The 15,945-nt window shown below is 69.7% G+C and carries 15 protein-coding genes; 9 read left to right on the top strand and 6 right to left on the bottom strand.

The features are described from left to right. Window position 1: 1 nt before the first annotated feature. Window positions 2-1,318, bottom strand: a complete 1,317-nt coding sequence (locus OEB96_RS44140; protein ID WP_266223014.1) for an NAD(P)/FAD-dependent oxidoreductase — start codon at window positions 1,316-1,318, stop codon at window positions 2-4. Window positions 1,319-1,395: 77 nt separating this feature from the next. Further along, a complete protein-coding gene (locus tag OEB96_RS44135) occupies window positions 1,396-3,018 on the bottom strand; it encodes a GDSL-type esterase/lipase family protein (protein WP_266223013.1) in 1,623 nt (540 codons plus the stop codon). 203 nt (window positions 3,019-3,221) lie between these two features. Here OEB96_RS44135 and OEB96_RS46495 point away from each other — a divergent pair, with 203 nt between their 5' ends. From OEB96_RS46495 to OEB96_RS44115, 4 genes are all read left to right on the top strand, one after another. Beyond that, complete coding sequence (locus tag OEB96_RS46495) at window positions 3,222-3,830, top strand: methylated-DNA--[protein]-cysteine S-methyltransferase (RefSeq protein WP_323137502.1); 609 nt, start codon at window positions 3,222-3,224, stop codon at window positions 3,828-3,830. Between the two features lie 43 nt (window positions 3,831-3,873). Continuing rightward, window positions 3,874-4,314 carry a hypothetical protein gene (locus OEB96_RS44125; RefSeq protein ID WP_266223012.1) on the top strand — a complete coding sequence of 147 codons (441 nt, stop codon included), beginning with the start codon at window positions 3,874-3,876 and terminating at the stop codon, window positions 4,312-4,314. A gap of 223 nt (window positions 4,315-4,537) precedes the next feature. Next, on the top strand, window positions 4,538-5,497 hold the full coding sequence (locus tag OEB96_RS44120; RefSeq protein WP_266223011.1) for a calcium-binding protein: 960 nt from the start codon (window positions 4,538-4,540) through the stop codon (window positions 5,495-5,497). 188 nt (window positions 5,498-5,685) lie between these two features. After that, entirely contained in the window at window positions 5,686-6,129 is a 444-nt protein-coding gene (locus OEB96_RS44115; RefSeq protein ID WP_266223010.1) for a hypothetical protein, read from the top strand. Window positions 6,130-6,184: 55 nt separating this feature from the next. On the opposite strand, the gene OEB96_RS44110 is transcribed toward OEB96_RS44115, so the two are convergent. Together OEB96_RS44110 and OEB96_RS44105 are read right to left on the bottom strand one after the other, a co-directional pair. Continuing rightward, window positions 6,185-7,360 (bottom strand): hypothetical protein, encoded by a 1,176-nt coding sequence (locus tag OEB96_RS44110; protein ID WP_266223009.1) that lies wholly within the window; start codon window positions 7,358-7,360, stop codon window positions 6,185-6,187. 9 nt (window positions 7,361-7,369) lie between these two features. Beyond that, window positions 7,370-8,716, bottom strand: a complete 1,347-nt coding sequence (locus OEB96_RS44105) for a radical SAM/SPASM domain-containing protein (protein WP_266223008.1) — start codon at window positions 8,714-8,716, stop codon at window positions 7,370-7,372. A 124-nt stretch (window positions 8,717-8,840) separates the two neighbouring features. On the opposite strand from OEB96_RS44105, the gene OEB96_RS44100 reads away from it, so the two are divergent. Beyond that, window positions 8,841-10,142: a hypothetical protein gene (locus OEB96_RS44100; protein ID WP_266223007.1), complete on the top strand. Its 1,302-nt coding sequence runs from the start codon at window positions 8,841-8,843 to the stop codon at window positions 10,140-10,142. A gap of 37 nt (window positions 10,143-10,179) precedes the next feature. On the opposite strand, the gene OEB96_RS44095 is transcribed toward OEB96_RS44100, so the two are convergent. Further along, on the bottom strand, window positions 10,180-11,883 hold the full coding sequence (locus OEB96_RS44095) for an AAA family ATPase (protein WP_266223006.1): 1,704 nt from the start codon (window positions 11,881-11,883) through the stop codon (window positions 10,180-10,182). A 144-nt stretch (window positions 11,884-12,027) separates the two neighbouring features. Then, window positions 12,028-12,624: a GerMN domain-containing protein gene (locus OEB96_RS44090; RefSeq protein ID WP_266223005.1), complete on the bottom strand. Its 597-nt coding sequence runs from the start codon at window positions 12,622-12,624 to the stop codon at window positions 12,028-12,030. Window positions 12,625-12,699: 75 nt separating this feature from the next. Here OEB96_RS44090 and OEB96_RS44085 point away from each other — a divergent pair, with 75 nt between their 5' ends. The 4 genes from OEB96_RS44085 (at window position 12,700) to OEB96_RS44070 (ending at window position 15,921) form a co-directional block, all read left to right on the top strand. Beyond that, window positions 12,700-13,449, top strand: coding sequence for an MlaE family ABC transporter permease (locus tag OEB96_RS44085; protein WP_266223004.1), 750 nt, complete (start codon window positions 12,700-12,702; stop codon window positions 13,447-13,449). Then, on the top strand, window positions 13,446-14,192 hold the full coding sequence (locus OEB96_RS44080) for an MlaE family ABC transporter permease (protein WP_266223003.1): 747 nt from the start codon (window positions 13,446-13,448) through the stop codon (window positions 14,190-14,192). Before OEB96_RS44085 ends, OEB96_RS44080 begins: the two co-directional genes overlap by 4 nt. Window positions 14,193-14,593: 401 nt before the next feature. Then, window positions 14,594-15,436 (top strand): hypothetical protein, encoded by an 843-nt coding sequence (locus OEB96_RS44075; protein ID WP_266223002.1) that lies wholly within the window; start codon window positions 14,594-14,596, stop codon window positions 15,434-15,436. Further along, entirely contained in the window at window positions 15,433-15,921 is a 489-nt protein-coding gene (locus tag OEB96_RS44070; RefSeq protein ID WP_266223001.1) for a hypothetical protein, read from the top strand. The genes OEB96_RS44075 and OEB96_RS44070 overlap by 4 nt, the downstream gene beginning before the upstream one ends. The last annotated feature ends 24 nt before the right edge of the window (window positions 15,922-15,945 follow it).

Raw genomic sequence — 15,945 nt, 5'->3', positions numbered from 1 at the left:
CTCAGGCGGCCCCGGAGCGCCGAAACACCCGCCTCATGTCGCGCAGCATCCCGCGCAGCGCCGTGCGGCCCATCAGACCCGGGGTGAGCCAGCGATCGGGGGGCACCGTGCGGCACAGGAACCCCAGGAACTGCTGCCTGTACTCGTCGTCGGTGAGCATCCATCGCAGCAGCGTGTGGATCACCAGCGTGGGGGGCTCGTCGTACAGCTCGCGGCGCAGCCGCCCCATCGTGGCCATGAACATGCCGTGGGTGCCATCGCGGAAGCGGCGATCGTAGCGAGCCACCATCTCGTCCCAGCCTCGCTTGCCCTTGCGCCACGGCTGCAGCTCTTCGGCCAGGATCTTCGAGCCGAGCAGTGCGTCGTAGATGCCTTGCCCGTCGACGGGATCCTTGTGGTGGATGGCGTCACCCACCAGCGCCCAGCCCGGGCCGCCGGGCTCGAGCAAGCGGTTGCCCACCCTGCGCAGCCCCACCAGGTCGTCGTTCCGCTTGGCCCCCTGCAGTCGCCGCCACGCCTCGGGGACCCGCTCGATCGTGCGCAGGTAGAATTCCAGGGGGTCGTCCACTTGCCGCACGCGGTCCGATCGCTGATGCGTGCACACGAACACCCGGCCACCGCCCGTGGGAAAGAACAGCACGTCGATGCCACGCATCGTCGTGTAGACGCAGAGGGAGGGCTGGGGGTCGTCGTCGAACGGCGCGACGTCCTCCCAGGAGGCGAAGTGGGCGGTGCTCGTGCGGTCTGCGTAGTCCTCGAGCACGCGGGCCCCGGCCTTGCGGGCCACGGTGCTGAAGCGGCCGTCGGCTCCGATCACCGCGCGCGCACGGATCGTGCGGGGCTCACCCTCCGCATCGAGGATCCGCACGCCCGTCACCTGGCCATCGTCGTCGCGCACCAGGTCGGTGAAGCTCACGCCGTCGCTCACCGCGACCGTGGGCTGGCGGTCGAGCGTGCCCCGGACCGCCGCGTCGAAGCGTGCCCGATCGATCCCACACAAGTAGTCGCGCCCGTGGGCCTGCACCATGGGGAAGACCGAGTGGAACGCGCCCGAGATCTGCATCACGAAGCGGCGGATCCTCAGGTCGTCGCCGCAGTAGTCCTGCTCGTCGATCTCGAGCTCGTCGAGCAATGCGGTCGTCTGAGGATAGAGGACGCCACACGAGGGCACGCTGGGCAGCGAGGGGAACGTGGCCTTGTCGATCACCAGCGTGGACACGCCCTGGGCGCCCAGCCGCGCCGCGAGACTGGCCCCGGCCGGGCGACCACCCACGATGACGACCTCGTACTCCGGCTGCAGCGATGCGAGTGAATCCATGCTGGCTCCTCGGCGGGCGCCCCAGCATGGCTCCCGCGACGCCGATTGGCACTCGAATTCGAACGGAGACCGCGGCCTCAGCCGCCGAGGTCCGCGTCGTCGCCGTCGAAGCCCATCATCAGCGCATCGACCACGCCCATCCCGATCCGTACGTATCCGCGCTTGGTGAAGTGGATGTGGTCCTGCTTGGCCATGGGCGGCTGGGCGGCGGCCCACAGCGGCATCGACAGCTCGCCGCCCATGAACGCCTTGGTGTCCCAGAACGCGCAGCCCATCTCGCTCGCCACGCGGCGCTGCACGGTGATGATGTCGTCGATGCGCGGGCGGTTGTGCCACGTGCCGTCCTCGCTGCGGCGCGGGAAGTCGCCGGGGCCCATGATCAGGCAGCTAGCGTGCGGAGACGCGACCTGGATGCGCTCGAGCACGGACCGCAGGTCGCTCTCGTAGGCCGAGATCGGCTGATCCTCGTCGGTGGCCTCGTTGGTCCCGTAGAACATCATCACGAGATCGGGGTCGCGGTGCGCGACGTTGTCGGTCCAGGTGGCCTGATCCCAGCGCAGCATGTTGGCGGCGCGCGTGCCCCCGATGCCCAGGGTGTCGACCACCACGCCGGGCTGCTCGCGCTCGATGGTCATGCCGAACAGCCGGACCTCGCCCTTGCCGTCGAGCTTGACCTCGATCTCGTGCTGCCCCTCGGGCAGCGTGAAGCGGTGGTAGCCGGCCCCGACCTCGTCGGCGCGGGTCTTGACGGTGGCGAGCTTCTTGCCGTCGGCCAGCACTTCGAAGCCGCCGCCCTTGGGCTGGCGCAGGAAGAAGATCTCGTACGTCGCTCCCACCGCGTCGCCGCGCGGGATCACCTTGCCGAACGCACGCTTGCTCTTGGCCGCGAGGCTGCACCCCATCAGGCCATAGAAGCCATCGTCGCGGCCCTTGCGGCGCTGGGCGTGCTCGGTGATCCAGTACTTGGCGCCCTCGACCCGGTAGTCGACGTGCCGGTACCACCGCCACGGCCGGGCCACGTGCACGAAGCCATGGCCGCCGTCGCCGAAGCGCTCCTGCAGGTAGCTTCGGATGTACTGCGGGTAGATGTCGGCGTCGGTGTGCGAGCCGCCGTAGATCAGCACGCGGACCTTGCCGTCGGTGTCTCGACCCTGCCGCAGATCCTCGAGCGCGCCGTAGAACTTGGCGAGCGCGGCGGGCTCGGTCTCGAGCGGGACGAACAGGCCGAGCGCGTTGCCGTTGACGGGCAGGCCGGTGGCGACCGCAGTGGGATCGCCGGCGCCGGCCCCCAGCCCCGACGAGCCGGGCAGGCTGTCGAGCAGCGCATCGTCGATCGAGCCCTCCGAGTCGGCGGCCGTCACCACGTCGTCATCGGGCTCGGGCAGCTCGCCTTGGGGGGTGATCCACGGTACGGGACGGCCTCGCACGTCCTCGAACAGGTTGCCGCCGAGCAGTCGGCGCTGCGCGGCCACGCGGGCGGTCAGCGCTTCCTCGTTGAGCACGGGCAGCAGGATCGGCTGGTCGGACTCGTCGGCGATCGCCACGGTCTGCGCGGGGTCGGTCGGGCCCGGCGAATCCGTGGAGGGGATCTGGCTGGCCTCGGCCGGATCGGGCTCCTGCGTGGTCGCGCAGCTCCAGTAGCCCAGGCCCAGCGCCCCCAGGATCAGCACGGTGGCGGGGCGCGTCCACGACGACCGCATGGACGACCGGAGGGACGACCGCAGCAGGCCAGCCAGGGAGCGCGCAGGCGGCGGAGCCGAGGAGGTCACCCTTGGATGCTGCGAGCGCGGGCCCGGGGAGTCAAATTCCCCTCCATGGGGCCCCTGGAGGCGGGTCTGCGGACGCAGGGCCGGCCTGCGCGGCATCGGCGTCGTCGGGCGAGGGGTGGTCTATGCTCGTGGTCATGGAGCGCTGGCGCATTGCCTGGGTGCGGGACGAACGACTGCCGCTGGTGGTCGTGACCGATGCCGACGACGCGCTGGTGTACGTCGGCTTCTCGCTGGAGACGCGGGCGCGCTTCGATGACCTGCGCGCCCACGCAGCGCGGCAGGGGGCGGCGCTCGAGGACGACCCGCGGCCGCAGAGCGAGGCGACGCGGCAGCTCGCGGAGTATCTGCAGGCGCAGCGGCGGGCGTTCGAGCTGCCGCTGCGTCCGCTCGGCACCGAGTTCCAGCGGCGTGCCTGGGCGGCGCTGTGCGAGATCCCGTACGGGCAGATCCGCAGCTACGGGCAGCAGGCCGCGAGCCTCGGCCAGCCCGGGGCCGCGCGGGCGGTCGGGCACGCCAACGGGCAGAACCCGATCTCGGTGGTGGTGCCGTGTCACCGCGTGGTGGGGTCGACGGGCAAGCTCACCGGGTTCGGCGGGGGGATCGAGGCCAAGCGCTGGCTGCTCGAGCTCGAGCGTCGCGGGGTGGTACCGCAGTGGTCGCCGCGGCCTGGGCCGCGCAATCCGGCCAAGAACGAGGTGGGGGCGGATCAGCTCGGGTTGTCGCTCGGGCACGAGCTCGGGTGAGCTCGTCGCGTGGTCGGGGGGCGGGACGTGGTAGGATCCGGGCGTGATCCCCTGTCCTGCTTGCGACCGCTTCGTGCTTCCCGATGCCCGCCGCTGCCCGTTCTGCGACACCGGCCTGCGCAGCGCTCCGCCGCCGCTCGGCTCGTCGATTGCCGGCGTGATCCTCGGGCTGACGCTGTCGGCATGCGGTGGTGACTCCACTGGCGACGAGGGGGCCGAGACCGTGGCGGGTTCAACCACCATGGCGACCGAGGATCCCGGCATGACCAACACGAGCATGGTCAGCACCACGAGCATGGCCAGCACCACCACCGGGCCGCCCGACGCCGAGGCCAGCGTGGCGGCCTACGGTGGGCCCGATGTGGACACGCTGCCGCCGGACGAGGACACGGCGGATGCTGACACTGCGACCGGGGAGACGGGGAGCGGGACGGGCACGGAGTCCGGGTCCGGTACGGGCACGACGGGCACGAGCGGGGGCTGAGCGATGATCGATCGGGCGCGACTCGATGCGGCTCGCCCCTGATGCCGGGGTGGGACGGGACCTGGAAAGCACCCGCGCGCTCGGGCTGAGGCTCGAGAACGATGTTCCTGCGGAGATTCATCACCGCAACCGATCGATCGTCCGTCGGTGGGCACTTGATGGGAACAGGTCGGCGGCCGCAGCCGCGGCGACCGATTCCTTGGATTGGACGGCAACGATGCGCATGAACGGCACGTGGATCACCCTCGCGGGGCTCGTGATGCTCCCGCTCGGCTGCGGCGAGCCGAGCGACGACTCCGGCGACCCCGTCGTGGCCGAGAGCGAGGGCGAGACCGAGACCGAAGGCAACACCGACGGCGAGGATGAGACCGACGGCGAGGATGAGACCGACGGCGAGACCGAGACCGACGGTGATGCCCCAGCCTCCGATGCGGCACCGATCGATCTCTTCGGCCAGAAGTGCGACGAGGAGGGCTCGGTCCATGCGTGTGGCGAGGAGGGCGAGTTCAACGTGTGCTACCGGTTCCTCAACCGCCTCGAGTGGGGCCGATGCCACGACCTCGAGTGCATGCCAGGAGACACCGAGAGCTGTGGAGACGTCGGCGGCACCGCGACCTGTGAGGTCTCCGGTGGGATTCCACGGTGGGAGTGCGTGGATGGGACGCCGCTGGTGCTCTCGTTCGATGGGGTCGAGCCGGTGATGAGCGACGCCTCGACGGCGGCGTTCGACGTGGGCACGGGCGGGGTCTGCATGCAGACCGACTGGCCGGGAGCGGAGACGCCATGGCTGGCGCTGGATCGCGATCGCAGCGGCTCGATCGACGGCGGGCACGAGCTGTTCGGCTCGGGCACGGTGCTCGCCGACGGGCGGCGGGCTCGGCACGGGTTCCTGGCGCTGCGCGAGCTCGACTCCAACCGCGACGGATGGATCACGGCGGCCGACGAGCGTTTCGAGGAGCTGGTGCTGTGGTCGGATCACGATCGCGACAAGCGCTCGACGCATCCCGAGCACGAGTCGCTGACGACGCGGGGGATCGTGGCGCTCGAGCTGTCATGGCGCGACGAGCCCACCTGCGACGCCCGCGGCAACTGCGGAGTCGAGCGGGCGGCGTTCACCTACGTCGACACGAACGGACGCGTGCACACGGGCGCCGTGATCGACGTGCACCTGCCCTGTCGGTAGATTGGTGGATGCGACGTCCTCGTCCCGCCAGCCGGTCACGGAGACGGCAACGAGGCACGAGGTCACCCCGGCGCGGACGCTCGAGCGGACGAGCCCGCCGCACGGCGAGGCAGCCGTTGAACGAGCTGCGCCGGGCCCTGGTCGACTTCGTTGCCCGGTGGACGTAGCCCGATGATACGATCGTCTCCATGATCCCTTGCCCTGCCTGCGAGCGCTTCGTTCGTACCGATGCCCGTCATTGTCCGTTCTGCGACACCGTCATCCGCGAGCGCTCGAGCCTCGGCACGGCGGTGATGGGCGCGTTGCTCGGGCTCGGCGTGACCGCGTGCGGAGCCAAGGATGAGGGCGAGACCGTGGGCGCCTCCGAGAGCTCCTCGAGTTCCGCGAGCTCCACGGTCTCCTCGACCAGCGACTCGACCACCATGGACACCTACGAGGCCGTGGGAACCGCCTACGGGGGTCCCGACACGTCGTTCGATGGGCCGCTGGACACCAGCGCCACGTCGTCGAGCTCGGGAACGGAGACGACCGCCGAGCCCACTGAAAGCGGAAGCGACACGGGTACGGACACGGGAACCGGTACGGGCACGGGGACCGGTACGGGCACGGGCAGCTCCGGCTCGGGTGGTTAGATCCTCCGTGTGATCCACTCGGCCCGAGCTCGCCGGGCAGCGGGCTCGAGGCGCCTCACGAGCCCCGGGGCATCACCGCGAGGAAGCCGACCTCGAGGGTGCCGAGGGGCTGGGTCCCCGCGCTGTCCTCGGGGGTCGAGAGGTCGAACTCGAGCTCCAGCGTCTTCCACGGGATCTCGGTGGTGCCGCCCGCTTCGATCTGCCACACGTCGTGCTCGCGGTTGACGTTGACGGCCCTGGGATCGGGTAGGCCGAGCGCAGCCGCGAGCGCGGCGGCGGGGACGGTGGTGCGTCGGGGATCGATGCTGAGGCCACGGGTCACCGTGTCGCCCGAGTGCGTGGAGGTCTCGGCCATGCGGAAGCGCTCGCCCGCGAGGCCGATCTGGCCAGCCACCTCCTCCGGCTTCCCCTCGAGCAGCTCGGGCTTGGCCGCCAACGTGTCGAGCGCGGTGACGATCAGCGGAATCGCATCGGGGTCGGGTGCGATCGACACCACGGCGCTCGGCATGCCGATCGAGATCGAGCTCGCCACGGATAGCTCGGGCGCGGCGGGTAGCACCTTCTCCTTGCCCGAGTCGTCGCCGTAGCGGTCGACCTCGTACCGGACGCTCAGCCACACCCGGCCCGGGCCCCACAGATCGAAGGCTCCCGTGGTGGCATTGGTGCCCAGGCTCGTGCGGGCGTGATAGGCCTGCCAGGTCAGGTGGACCGAAGGCGTGGCGATTCCGAAGACCGCCGCGACGTCACCCACGGTCAGCTCGACCGGGAGCTCGAGCCGGGCGCTGCCGATGCCCGAGATCTCGACCTTGGCCTCGGGCGCAAGGCCCAGCTCGGTGCGCAGCTCCTCGGTGGTCTTGCCGTAGAGCATGGGCTCGCAGGCCAGCCGCCGCACCGCCACCGCATGGGGATGCAGCGCCTTGCGGGCCTCGGACGCATCGGCTGCGAGCGCGGGCAGCTCGGGGCAGGTCGACCCTGGATCGTTCACGATGATCTCGGGCAGGGCTCGCGTGGGCACGTAGGGGTCGGGCACCTGCAAGCGCTCGGGTCGTGCCTCGGTGATGGGCGTGGGCTCGGGCGACGCCTTGGTGTCGATCGGGCCCTTGCCCTCGGGAGCGTCCTTGGCCTCGGGCGTGCCCTTGCCTTCGGAAGGCGCGGTGCCTCGGGGCGAGCCGCCACCGCATCCCATCGCGAGCATTGCGATCCACACGAGCCATCGGCGGGCTTCGATCATGTGGCGATGCTACTCGATCGGCCGCCCCGGCCCCAGTGGCTCCTCGCAGCGGTCCACCCGTGGCTCCTCGATCACCGTTGCCCCTGGTTCGTTGCGCCGTGCGGGATCCTTGGGCTCGCGGATCAACCGAAACAGTCCGTTGTCGAACCCCACCCCGGCTGCCGGTCGTACGGGCTCGAGGCGCTCGCGCATGCCCATGCGATCGATCTCTTGCGCGCGATGCAGGCAGTAAGGGTTGTTTCCCGGCCGTCCGAGCAGGGGCTCGGAGGTCGCGGTGCACCCGGCCATGCAGGTCTGCGCGTAGTAGCACTGCCGGCAGTAGCCCCAGAGATCCTCGAGCGTGCGCCGCCGCGCATAGGCGATCTGCGGCGAGCGCTCCCACAGCGCCCGCAGCCCGTGCTCGCGCCACGAGCCGCCGAGGTTGGGCGGCCCGCCGAGGCTGGGGCAGCTCTTGATCTGGCCGTTGCTCTCGATTCCGAGGGTCTTGATCCCCGCCTTGCAGCCCGAGAAGTAGCGACCGCCGGTCTGGTGGAATCGCAGCCGCTGCTCCATGGGCCCGAAGTAGCCGACGTTGTTGGCGGGCCAGAGCTTGATGTTCAGCTCGCGACAGCGCGTGATCACCCGGTCGATCTCCTCGTAGACCGGCAGCAGCATGTACGGCTGCATCAGCAGCTCGGGGTGATCGGCCGCGCCGCCATGGGCCATGGTGAACTGGATCTGCCACGCATAGATCCCCTCGGCCGCGATCAGCTCGAGCAGCTGCACGAGCTCGGACCAGGTGCGCTGGTTGATCTGGGTGTTGCAGGCGATCGGCAGCCCGGCCGCCCTGGCGTTGCGCAGGGCCTCGAACGCGCGCTTCCAGCTCCCGGGGCGGTTGCGTACGTGATCGTGGTTGTGCTCGAGCCCGTCGATCGACACCGAGACCCCGCGCAGCCCCGCCTCCTTTGCGGCCTCGCACCGCTCGGGGGTGAGGCCGTGGCCGCCCGTGGTGATGGTCACCGCCATGCCGCGCAGGCGGCACTGCCGGATCACCAGCAGGAAATCGTCGCGCAGGTAGGCCTCGCCGCCGATCAGCACCACCTCGCGCACTCCGAGCTCGGCCATCTCGTCGACCAGCGCGAGGCACTCGTCGGTGGTCAGCTCGTCGGGCCGGGCCTTGGCCGCTCGGGGGCCGCAGTGCAGACAGCGGTGATCGCAGGCCAGCGTCAGCTCCCACACCGCCAGGGTGGGGCGGGGGACCTCGCGCTCGATCGTGTCGGGGTCATCCAGCGGCGACGCTCGATAGCGTCGAGATCCGGCGGCGGGCAGGCTGTCGACCACCGGCAACCGGCGGCGCATCTCGTCGAGGCGACCCATGACCAGGACGATGGTAGGACGACTCGGGAGGAAAAGGCGGCCGTAATCGCGCGGGTCGTGGAGCGTCGTGCCCTTCGTGGGGTCAGGGGGGTATGCTGCACCCCGATCCTCGCGAGGAACCCCCATGCGCACGCTTCGAACGTTCTCGTACCCCTCGGTCCTCGGTCTCGGTCTCTTGCTCGCGAGCTGCGGCAAGGAGCCCGTGCAGACCACCACGCCCGACCAGGGCACCGCGCAGGCCGGAGGTCAGACCTCCACTCCGGCGCAGCGCCCACTCGCCCACTTTCGCACCGCCGACGGAATGATCGGCTTCACGCTCGATCGCTCCGGTACGCCGATCAAGCTCCAGGTCGACGGTGAGCAGGACGTGTTCGAGCTGACGCAGCAGGAGCGCCGCAACGATCGTGGCGAGCTGCTCGACTACGTGCTGCTCGATCCCACCGCCACGCCGCGGGTGTCGATCGGCAAGCACGGTGGCATCACCTACCTGCGCGGCAAGGACGAGCTGCCGGCCACGGCCGACGACACCGCCGTTGCCCCGCTGGGTCCGCCCACCGTCGCCGGACCACCCGTCGCGCCGCCCGAGCCTCTGCCCGCCTGGGCCGAGGTTGCCGCACGGCTCGAGGGAATCAGCGTGCGCGGGCGCTTTCCCGAGTTCGAGGCCAAGGACTCGGCCGACCTCGCCAAGGTGAGGGCAGCGATCGCCAAGGCCGAGGCCTCGATGTTCGTGCACTACGTCGAGCCCGGCGAGGACGGCTGGGTCGCCCGGGCGGAGACCGTGCCGTCCTCGTTCTCGGGCATGGCCTATGGCGGTGGCGACTTCGCGACCGACGACGACGAGGCCAAGCGCTACAAGGCGCTCGTCAAGCACGGCGCCCGGATCATCGGCGTGTCGTCGCCCGAGCGCGACCTCGGCAACCACATCCTCGTGCGCCGCAGCGACGATCGTGACGAGCTCGCCGACGGAACGCCGGGCCTGGTCTGGGAGGTGGACGGCTCGACGGTGGTGTTCGTCACGCTCGACGGCGGTCGCTACCGGCTCGACGTCAACCAGCCCGCCAAGCTCGTCGTCCCCGGCACCGGGCCCGAGGCGAGCTGGCCGGCCCCGCTGCAAGACACCTACGCCGACATCACCGTCATCAGCTCGCTGGTCAAGGCCGGCGCGCACCCGCAGTCGACCGTCGACGAGCTCGAGGCCATCGACGCCGAGTGGAACGCCTGCGTGGCCAAGGCCTGGAAGCCCACCCGCATCAAGCGCGACGTGAACCACCCCGCGCAGGCCGTGAAGATCCACAAGGGCTGCCGCAAGGCGATGCAGAAGCTCGAGGCGGCACTGGTGAGGTTCATCGACGCGCGCAGCAAGGAGCGCAAGGCGCTCTACGACGAGGCCGTGGCGCGGGTGCGGACGGTGGGGGCGACCAAGTAGCAGCCTCGCGTGGTCGGGGCCCCATGGGTTCACACGCCTACGCGGTCCGCTCGCGCTCCTTCGCAATCACGCGCTTGCCGTCGAAGACCACGGCCAGCTCGTGCACGGGCGTCGCGCCCCGGGTGCGTAGCCTGGCCGCGTAGTCGCGTGCCGCGAGCTGCTCGAGCGCGCGCTCGAGCGCCTGCTCCACCGTCTCGCCGCGACGCTCGTCGCGAACCTTCAGCTCCAGCACGACCCCGGGCTGGCCGGCCGCTCGCGGCGTGATCATCACGTCGCAGCGGCCGTAGCCCGACTCCTGGTTGGACACCACCTCGTAGCGATCGCCCAGACTCACCAGTACCCCCAATACGAAGCCGTGGTAGAACCTCTCGGGGGGATGGTATCGGGCGGTGTCGAATAGCGATGCGCTCGCGAGCAGCCAGTGCTCGAGCAGCCGTTCGCAGGTCTCCGCATCACCCCCCAGCAGCGCGCGGATGAGCTCGTGCCGCTTCTGGTCGCCGCCGAGCCCCTCGTCGGCCCAGGCGAGGAACACCGACTCGTAGATCGAGAGCACTTCCTGGTTGGGGATCGCGAGACGACACCACAGCTGCCGACTCTCGCGTCGCTGCTCCACCGCCTTGAGGTAGCCCGTGTAGAGCAGCAGGCTCCACAGCAGCTCGCCCTTGACCTGCAGGTCGCGCATCGCAACGTGCTCGGCCACGGTGCGCTCGATCTCCTCGCCCCGCATCAGCCGCTCCATCTCGCTGCGCAGTCCGAGCCCCTGACCGACCAAGAGCTCGCGCACGAGGTCGTTGGAGCTGGTATCGGCCCAATATGGCCGCAGCTCGCGATCCTGGCTCTCGAGGTACGCGAGCACCGACCAGGGGTTGTACATGATCCGGCCGCCGAAGACGTAGCCGTTGTACCAGCCGCGCACGTCGTCCATGCGATCGGACGCGCCCACCGACGCGAGCAGCGCTGCGACCTCGTCCTCGGTGAAGCCGAAGTACTGGCTGTACTCGGGGCGCAGCAGCGAGTGGACCCGGAGGTTGTTGAGCCCCGTGAACACGCTGTCACGCGCCATTCGCAGCACGCCCGTCAGCACGCCCTTCCACAGGCTCGGATTGTCCTTGAGCCCGCCCGACAGGAAATTGCGAAAGAACTCCACCGCGTCGTCGTAGTAGCGGTGCACGAAGCTCGCGTGGAGCGGCGTGTCGTACTCGTCGATCAGGATCACGACGCGCTCGCCGTGGCGGCGCTGCAGGTACTTCGAGAGCTCGCCGAGGGAGGCCCACATCTGAGCATTGGAGGCGCGTCCATGCTGGATCGCACGGAAGGTCTCGGCCTCCGATTCCGAGAGCGTCCCGGCCGTCAGCAGCTCGGCATGCTCCTCGTAGGCCCTGGAGATCACGAGCGCCAGCGCGGCGCGGCAGTCCGTCCAGGTCCGTGCCGTGACGTCCTTGAACGTCAGCGCGATGGTCGGGTAACGCTGGAAGTGCTGCCGCACGCCCTCGCCCGCGTTGGCGATCGCCAGCCCCTCGAACAGCGACCACAGCGGCTCGGTCGACCGCGCGAAGAACGTCCGCAGCATCGAGAGGTTCGTGGTCTTGCCGAAGCGCCGCGGGCGTGGCAGCAGCAGCACCGTCGCTGCATCCGCAATCACGTCGCGGACGAGCAGCGACTTGTCGACGTAGACCAGCTCGTCCTCGCGGAGGCGACGGAATTCCGAGATGCCGAGCTGTAGCCGGACCTGCCCCGCCATGGGTGCACGATGGCACGAGGTCCGATCGCACGCAACGGAACGACGCGGCCCAGTCGGCCCCCGGCGCGCCGCCCTCCACCTCGACGGTCGGAGCGTCGGTCGGATCGTCGGTCGGATCGTCGGTCGGACCCTCGAACGAGGAGCTCAGGCTCCGCGCTCGTCGCCGACCTCGCGGCCCGCGACTCGATGGCGCACGCGTGCGATGCCGGGCAGCCCGCGGAGCGTGTGTTCGAATGCCGCGTCCATCGCTCCCTGACGGCAGGCTTCGCGCGCGAAGTAGTCCCAGGCCATGGGGTCGTCGAACTCCACGACGGCCGCGTCACCCTCGATCACCACGCGGGTGAAGTAGCGTCGCAGGTCTTGCTGCCCGGGCATCGAGCCGTCGCGCTCGAACGGGCTGCTCACTCCGCTGCGAGATCGCTCGTGCTCGGTGGGGCCCTCGAGCAGCAGGCGGATCGCGAGCGTGGGCACGTCGGGCTCGGCGGCGACGGTGCGGGTCACGCTGCGAACCGCCTCACAGTCGCCATCGATCACGCCCTCGACGTGGGTGAAGTAGAGCGTGATCTCGATGCGTCCGCCGGCCATGAGATCGGTATCGGCGTCGGAGTTCCCGGGCCCGGGGTCGTCGCCGACCGCGGGCGGGTCGTTGGGCGTGGACTCGGGTGCTCCCACCCTGCACGCCGCGCCCACCGCCAGCATCAGCCACGAGGACACGACGACGACCTGCTTCGAGCGTGACATGACGATGGGCATCGTATGTCGCAGGGCCTTCGGCGGGGAGATGGTGGTAGATTTCGCACCCAGCCCATGCGGCCCATGCTCCAGCTGCTCGCGACGATCGGCGCCGGCTTCTCGTTCTTCCTCGACGTGCTGCACACCGCGGTCACCTCGCCGCGCCACATCAGCGAGATGCTGCGGATCATGGCCACCCTGGTCAAGCGCTGCATCATCCCGGTCGGCTTGGCGGTGGCCCCGGTGGGGGCCGTGATCTCGCTGCAGGGGCTCGAGATCTTCCGCATGTTCGGCCTCGATCGCATGCTCAGCTCGCTGCTCGGCACCGCGATCTTCCGCGAGTACAGCCCGGCGCTCGCGTCGGTGATGGTGGCCGCCCAGGCGGGCTCTTCGATCGCCGCGCGCATCGGCACCATGAAGGTCCGCGGCCAGATCGACGCCCTCGCCGTGATGAGCGTGGACCCCATGCGCTACGTGGTCGTCCCCGGCGTGGTGGCCTGCATGCTGGTCACGCCCTTGCTCAACGTGCTGACCAACGTGCTCGGCGTGCTCTCGGGGTGGGTGTTCGCGGTGCCGCTGGGCGGCGTCAACCACGGCGCCTTCATCGAGCACCTCACCGCCCAGATCACCCCCGCCGACCTCTGGGTGGGCCTTGGCAAGTGCGCGCTGTTCGGCACCGCGGTGGGGCTCATCGCCGGCTACCTCGGCATGGGCACCAAGGGCGGCGCCGAGGCGGTGGGCAAGGCCGCCAACGACACGGTGGTCTACACCATCGTGCTCATCCTCCTGGTCGACTACGTGGTGAGCATGGCGCTCCTGGGGGCCGGGATATGAGCGAGCTGCTCCGCACCCTGAGCGATTTCCTGCTGTTCGCTCGCCGGGCGCTCGCGGCCCAATTCACCCAGATCCCCCCGCTACCGGAGTTCGCCCGGCACTTCTACCAGGCGGGCGTGGGCAGCGTGGGGCTCCTGACCATCCTCACCGTGTTCGCGGGCCTGAACCTCTCGGTGCAGTCCTACGCGACCTTCGAGCGCTTCGGCGGCCAGGACTTCCTGGGCATGTTCGCGGGCATCGGGGGCGTGCGCGAGCTCTACCCGGTGATGGCGGCCGTGGTCTGCGGGGCCCGCATCGGCGCCAACCTGGCCGCCGCGCTGGCCAACATGAAGATCAGCGAGCAGGTCGAGGCGCTCGAGGTGATGTCGGTCGATCCCATGCGCCACCTGGTGGCCCCTCGCCTGTGGGCCGTGACCCTGGCCCTGCCCGTGCTGTGCGGCTACGCCAACGTGATCGGCATCGGGGCCAGCTACGCGGGCGCGGTGTGGCAGCTGGGCCTGGACGGAGGCACCTTTCGCAGCCAGCTCGCCGAGGTGGTGGGCCTCTCCGATCTGGCCGTGGGGATGTTCAAGGGCCTCGTCTTCGGCTGGCTGGTGGCCCTCATCGCCACGTTCCACGGCTACCGGGCGGCCAAGAAGGAGGGCGCCGAGGGGGTGGGCATCGCGACGAATCGGGCGATCGTCCACGGGGCCGTGATGTGCATCCTGCTGAACCTGGGGATCAGCTGGCTGCTGTACGGGTGATTTGGCGAGGCTCTTTGCCTTGCGGGGAGTGGATTGGATCGAAGGAAGGAACGGTGCCAACGAATGCGTTCATTCATCGTGTCCTTCGCCGTCTGGCCGGCATACTGCTACCGGTCGCGACCTTCGTCGGGGTCGTGATGGTCGGGGTCGGTGTCACCACCGTGCTCCCACACACCGCTCGCGCGGGTGGGGGTTGCTCGGCGTGTACGCACTCGGTCACTCACTGGACCTGCGGGCCGACCAACAAAGACGATAGCAAGTGCCACAAGGTCTCAGCCGCCCATTGCATGGATCTCAAGATCGAGTGCGTCGGAAGCACCACTGCTATTTCTTCCGGCGGTTTTGGCGACGGCGACGGCGAATATTCGATCTCCACGACCACCCTCTAGGATCCCCGTGCCATGTCCGTACGACGATCCTGGGCCCGGTGGTTGCCGGGTGTCATCGTGCTCGGAAGCCTGTGCGTCCTCGCCTGGTGTCGCGTGGCAAGCGACCGGCGGGTGTGGACGGAGGCCGGCGCCGAGCGTCACGAGGCCGACGAGCCGGGGCCACCGACCGTCACCATGCCAGGAGGGATCCGGCCGCGGTCGATTGATCCCGCCAGCCCGCCGCTGGAGTGGGTTCGGGATGGGATCTCGCTCGAGCCTCCGCGAGATGCATCACCCTTGTACTTGCTCACCGACGACGAGGAGTCGCTCGAGGAATTCATGGGGCTCCTCGAGTGGGCCTTGTCGGTCGGGCTCGGCGGTCGGGCCGAGCTCGAGGTGGCACGGTGTGCGGCCCGGTTCGAGCCCGAGCTCGACCACAAGTGCGGATGGGAGATCGTGGCCGTCCTCCGCCGTAGCGGTGAGGATACGGGGGAGATCGCCTACGCCAGGGCGGACCTGACCCGTGGCGCCGACCAGCCCGCCTGCCGGGCCTTGGCCTCGTGCGCAACGGAGGCATGGGCTGGCCGCGAGGAGGTCCCCATGCCGCCGAGCCTCGGTTCGGAGCTGTCGTTTTCGCAGACCGGGCGCGGTTCGTCGTGGGATCCGAGCAAGCGCGTGGAGATCGAGTCACACTATCGCCGCTTGGTCGTGGAGGAACGGCGCTCCCTCGAAGGACTCGAGGCGGCCGCCCAAGGGCCGACATCGGTCACACCCTCGTCGCTCGGGTGGAACATGCTGTTCGCGAGGCATCACTTGGACGAATTCGAGTGCATGCTCCAAGTGCTCGAGGATCGGGAAGGAGCGTGCGGGACATGAAGAACGTGTTCGTACGACTCATCGGAGCTGCCGTGGGAGGAGTGATCTTCGTGCTCGGCTTGGTGTGGTATGCGTCCGTGCATCGCCACCTCCCCGAGGACTGGCCGCGGGTCTACCTGGCGTCCGACTGCCCTGCGAGCGACTTCGCAATGGCCGTTGCTGAAGGACCTGGTCGGGAGCTCTCGTTGGTGACGATCCCGCTCGACGACGGGGCGCTGTCCGTCAGGGCCTGTCGCCATACGCTGAGCCTCCTGGTCGAACGGAGCATGCTGTGGTGGCCGGCGACGCAGTTGCCGGACTCGCTGGTGTGCGGGAGGCTCGTGATCGAGGGAACTTGGTGGATGGCACACCACCGGTACGCAGAGTGGCCCGTGTTCGTGGGCGGTGACGGACGGGTGCACCTGGGGGCCGATGTCGAGGGGCTGAGGACCGCGGGGGTCGAGGTGAGCGACGAGGAGTACGAGCGGATGCTGGAGGGGTCGTAGGCCTCGATAGCGCCCAATGCTCGG

Origin of the sequence: Paraliomyxa miuraensis (assembly GCF_026337845.1) — a bacterium.
Taxonomy (GTDB): Bacteria; Myxococcota_A; Polyangia; order Nannocystales; family Nannocystaceae; genus Paraliomyxa; species Paraliomyxa miuraensis.
Note: the sequence above shows the minus strand (reverse complement) of the source record. Positions and strands in the feature narration are given on the sequence as shown.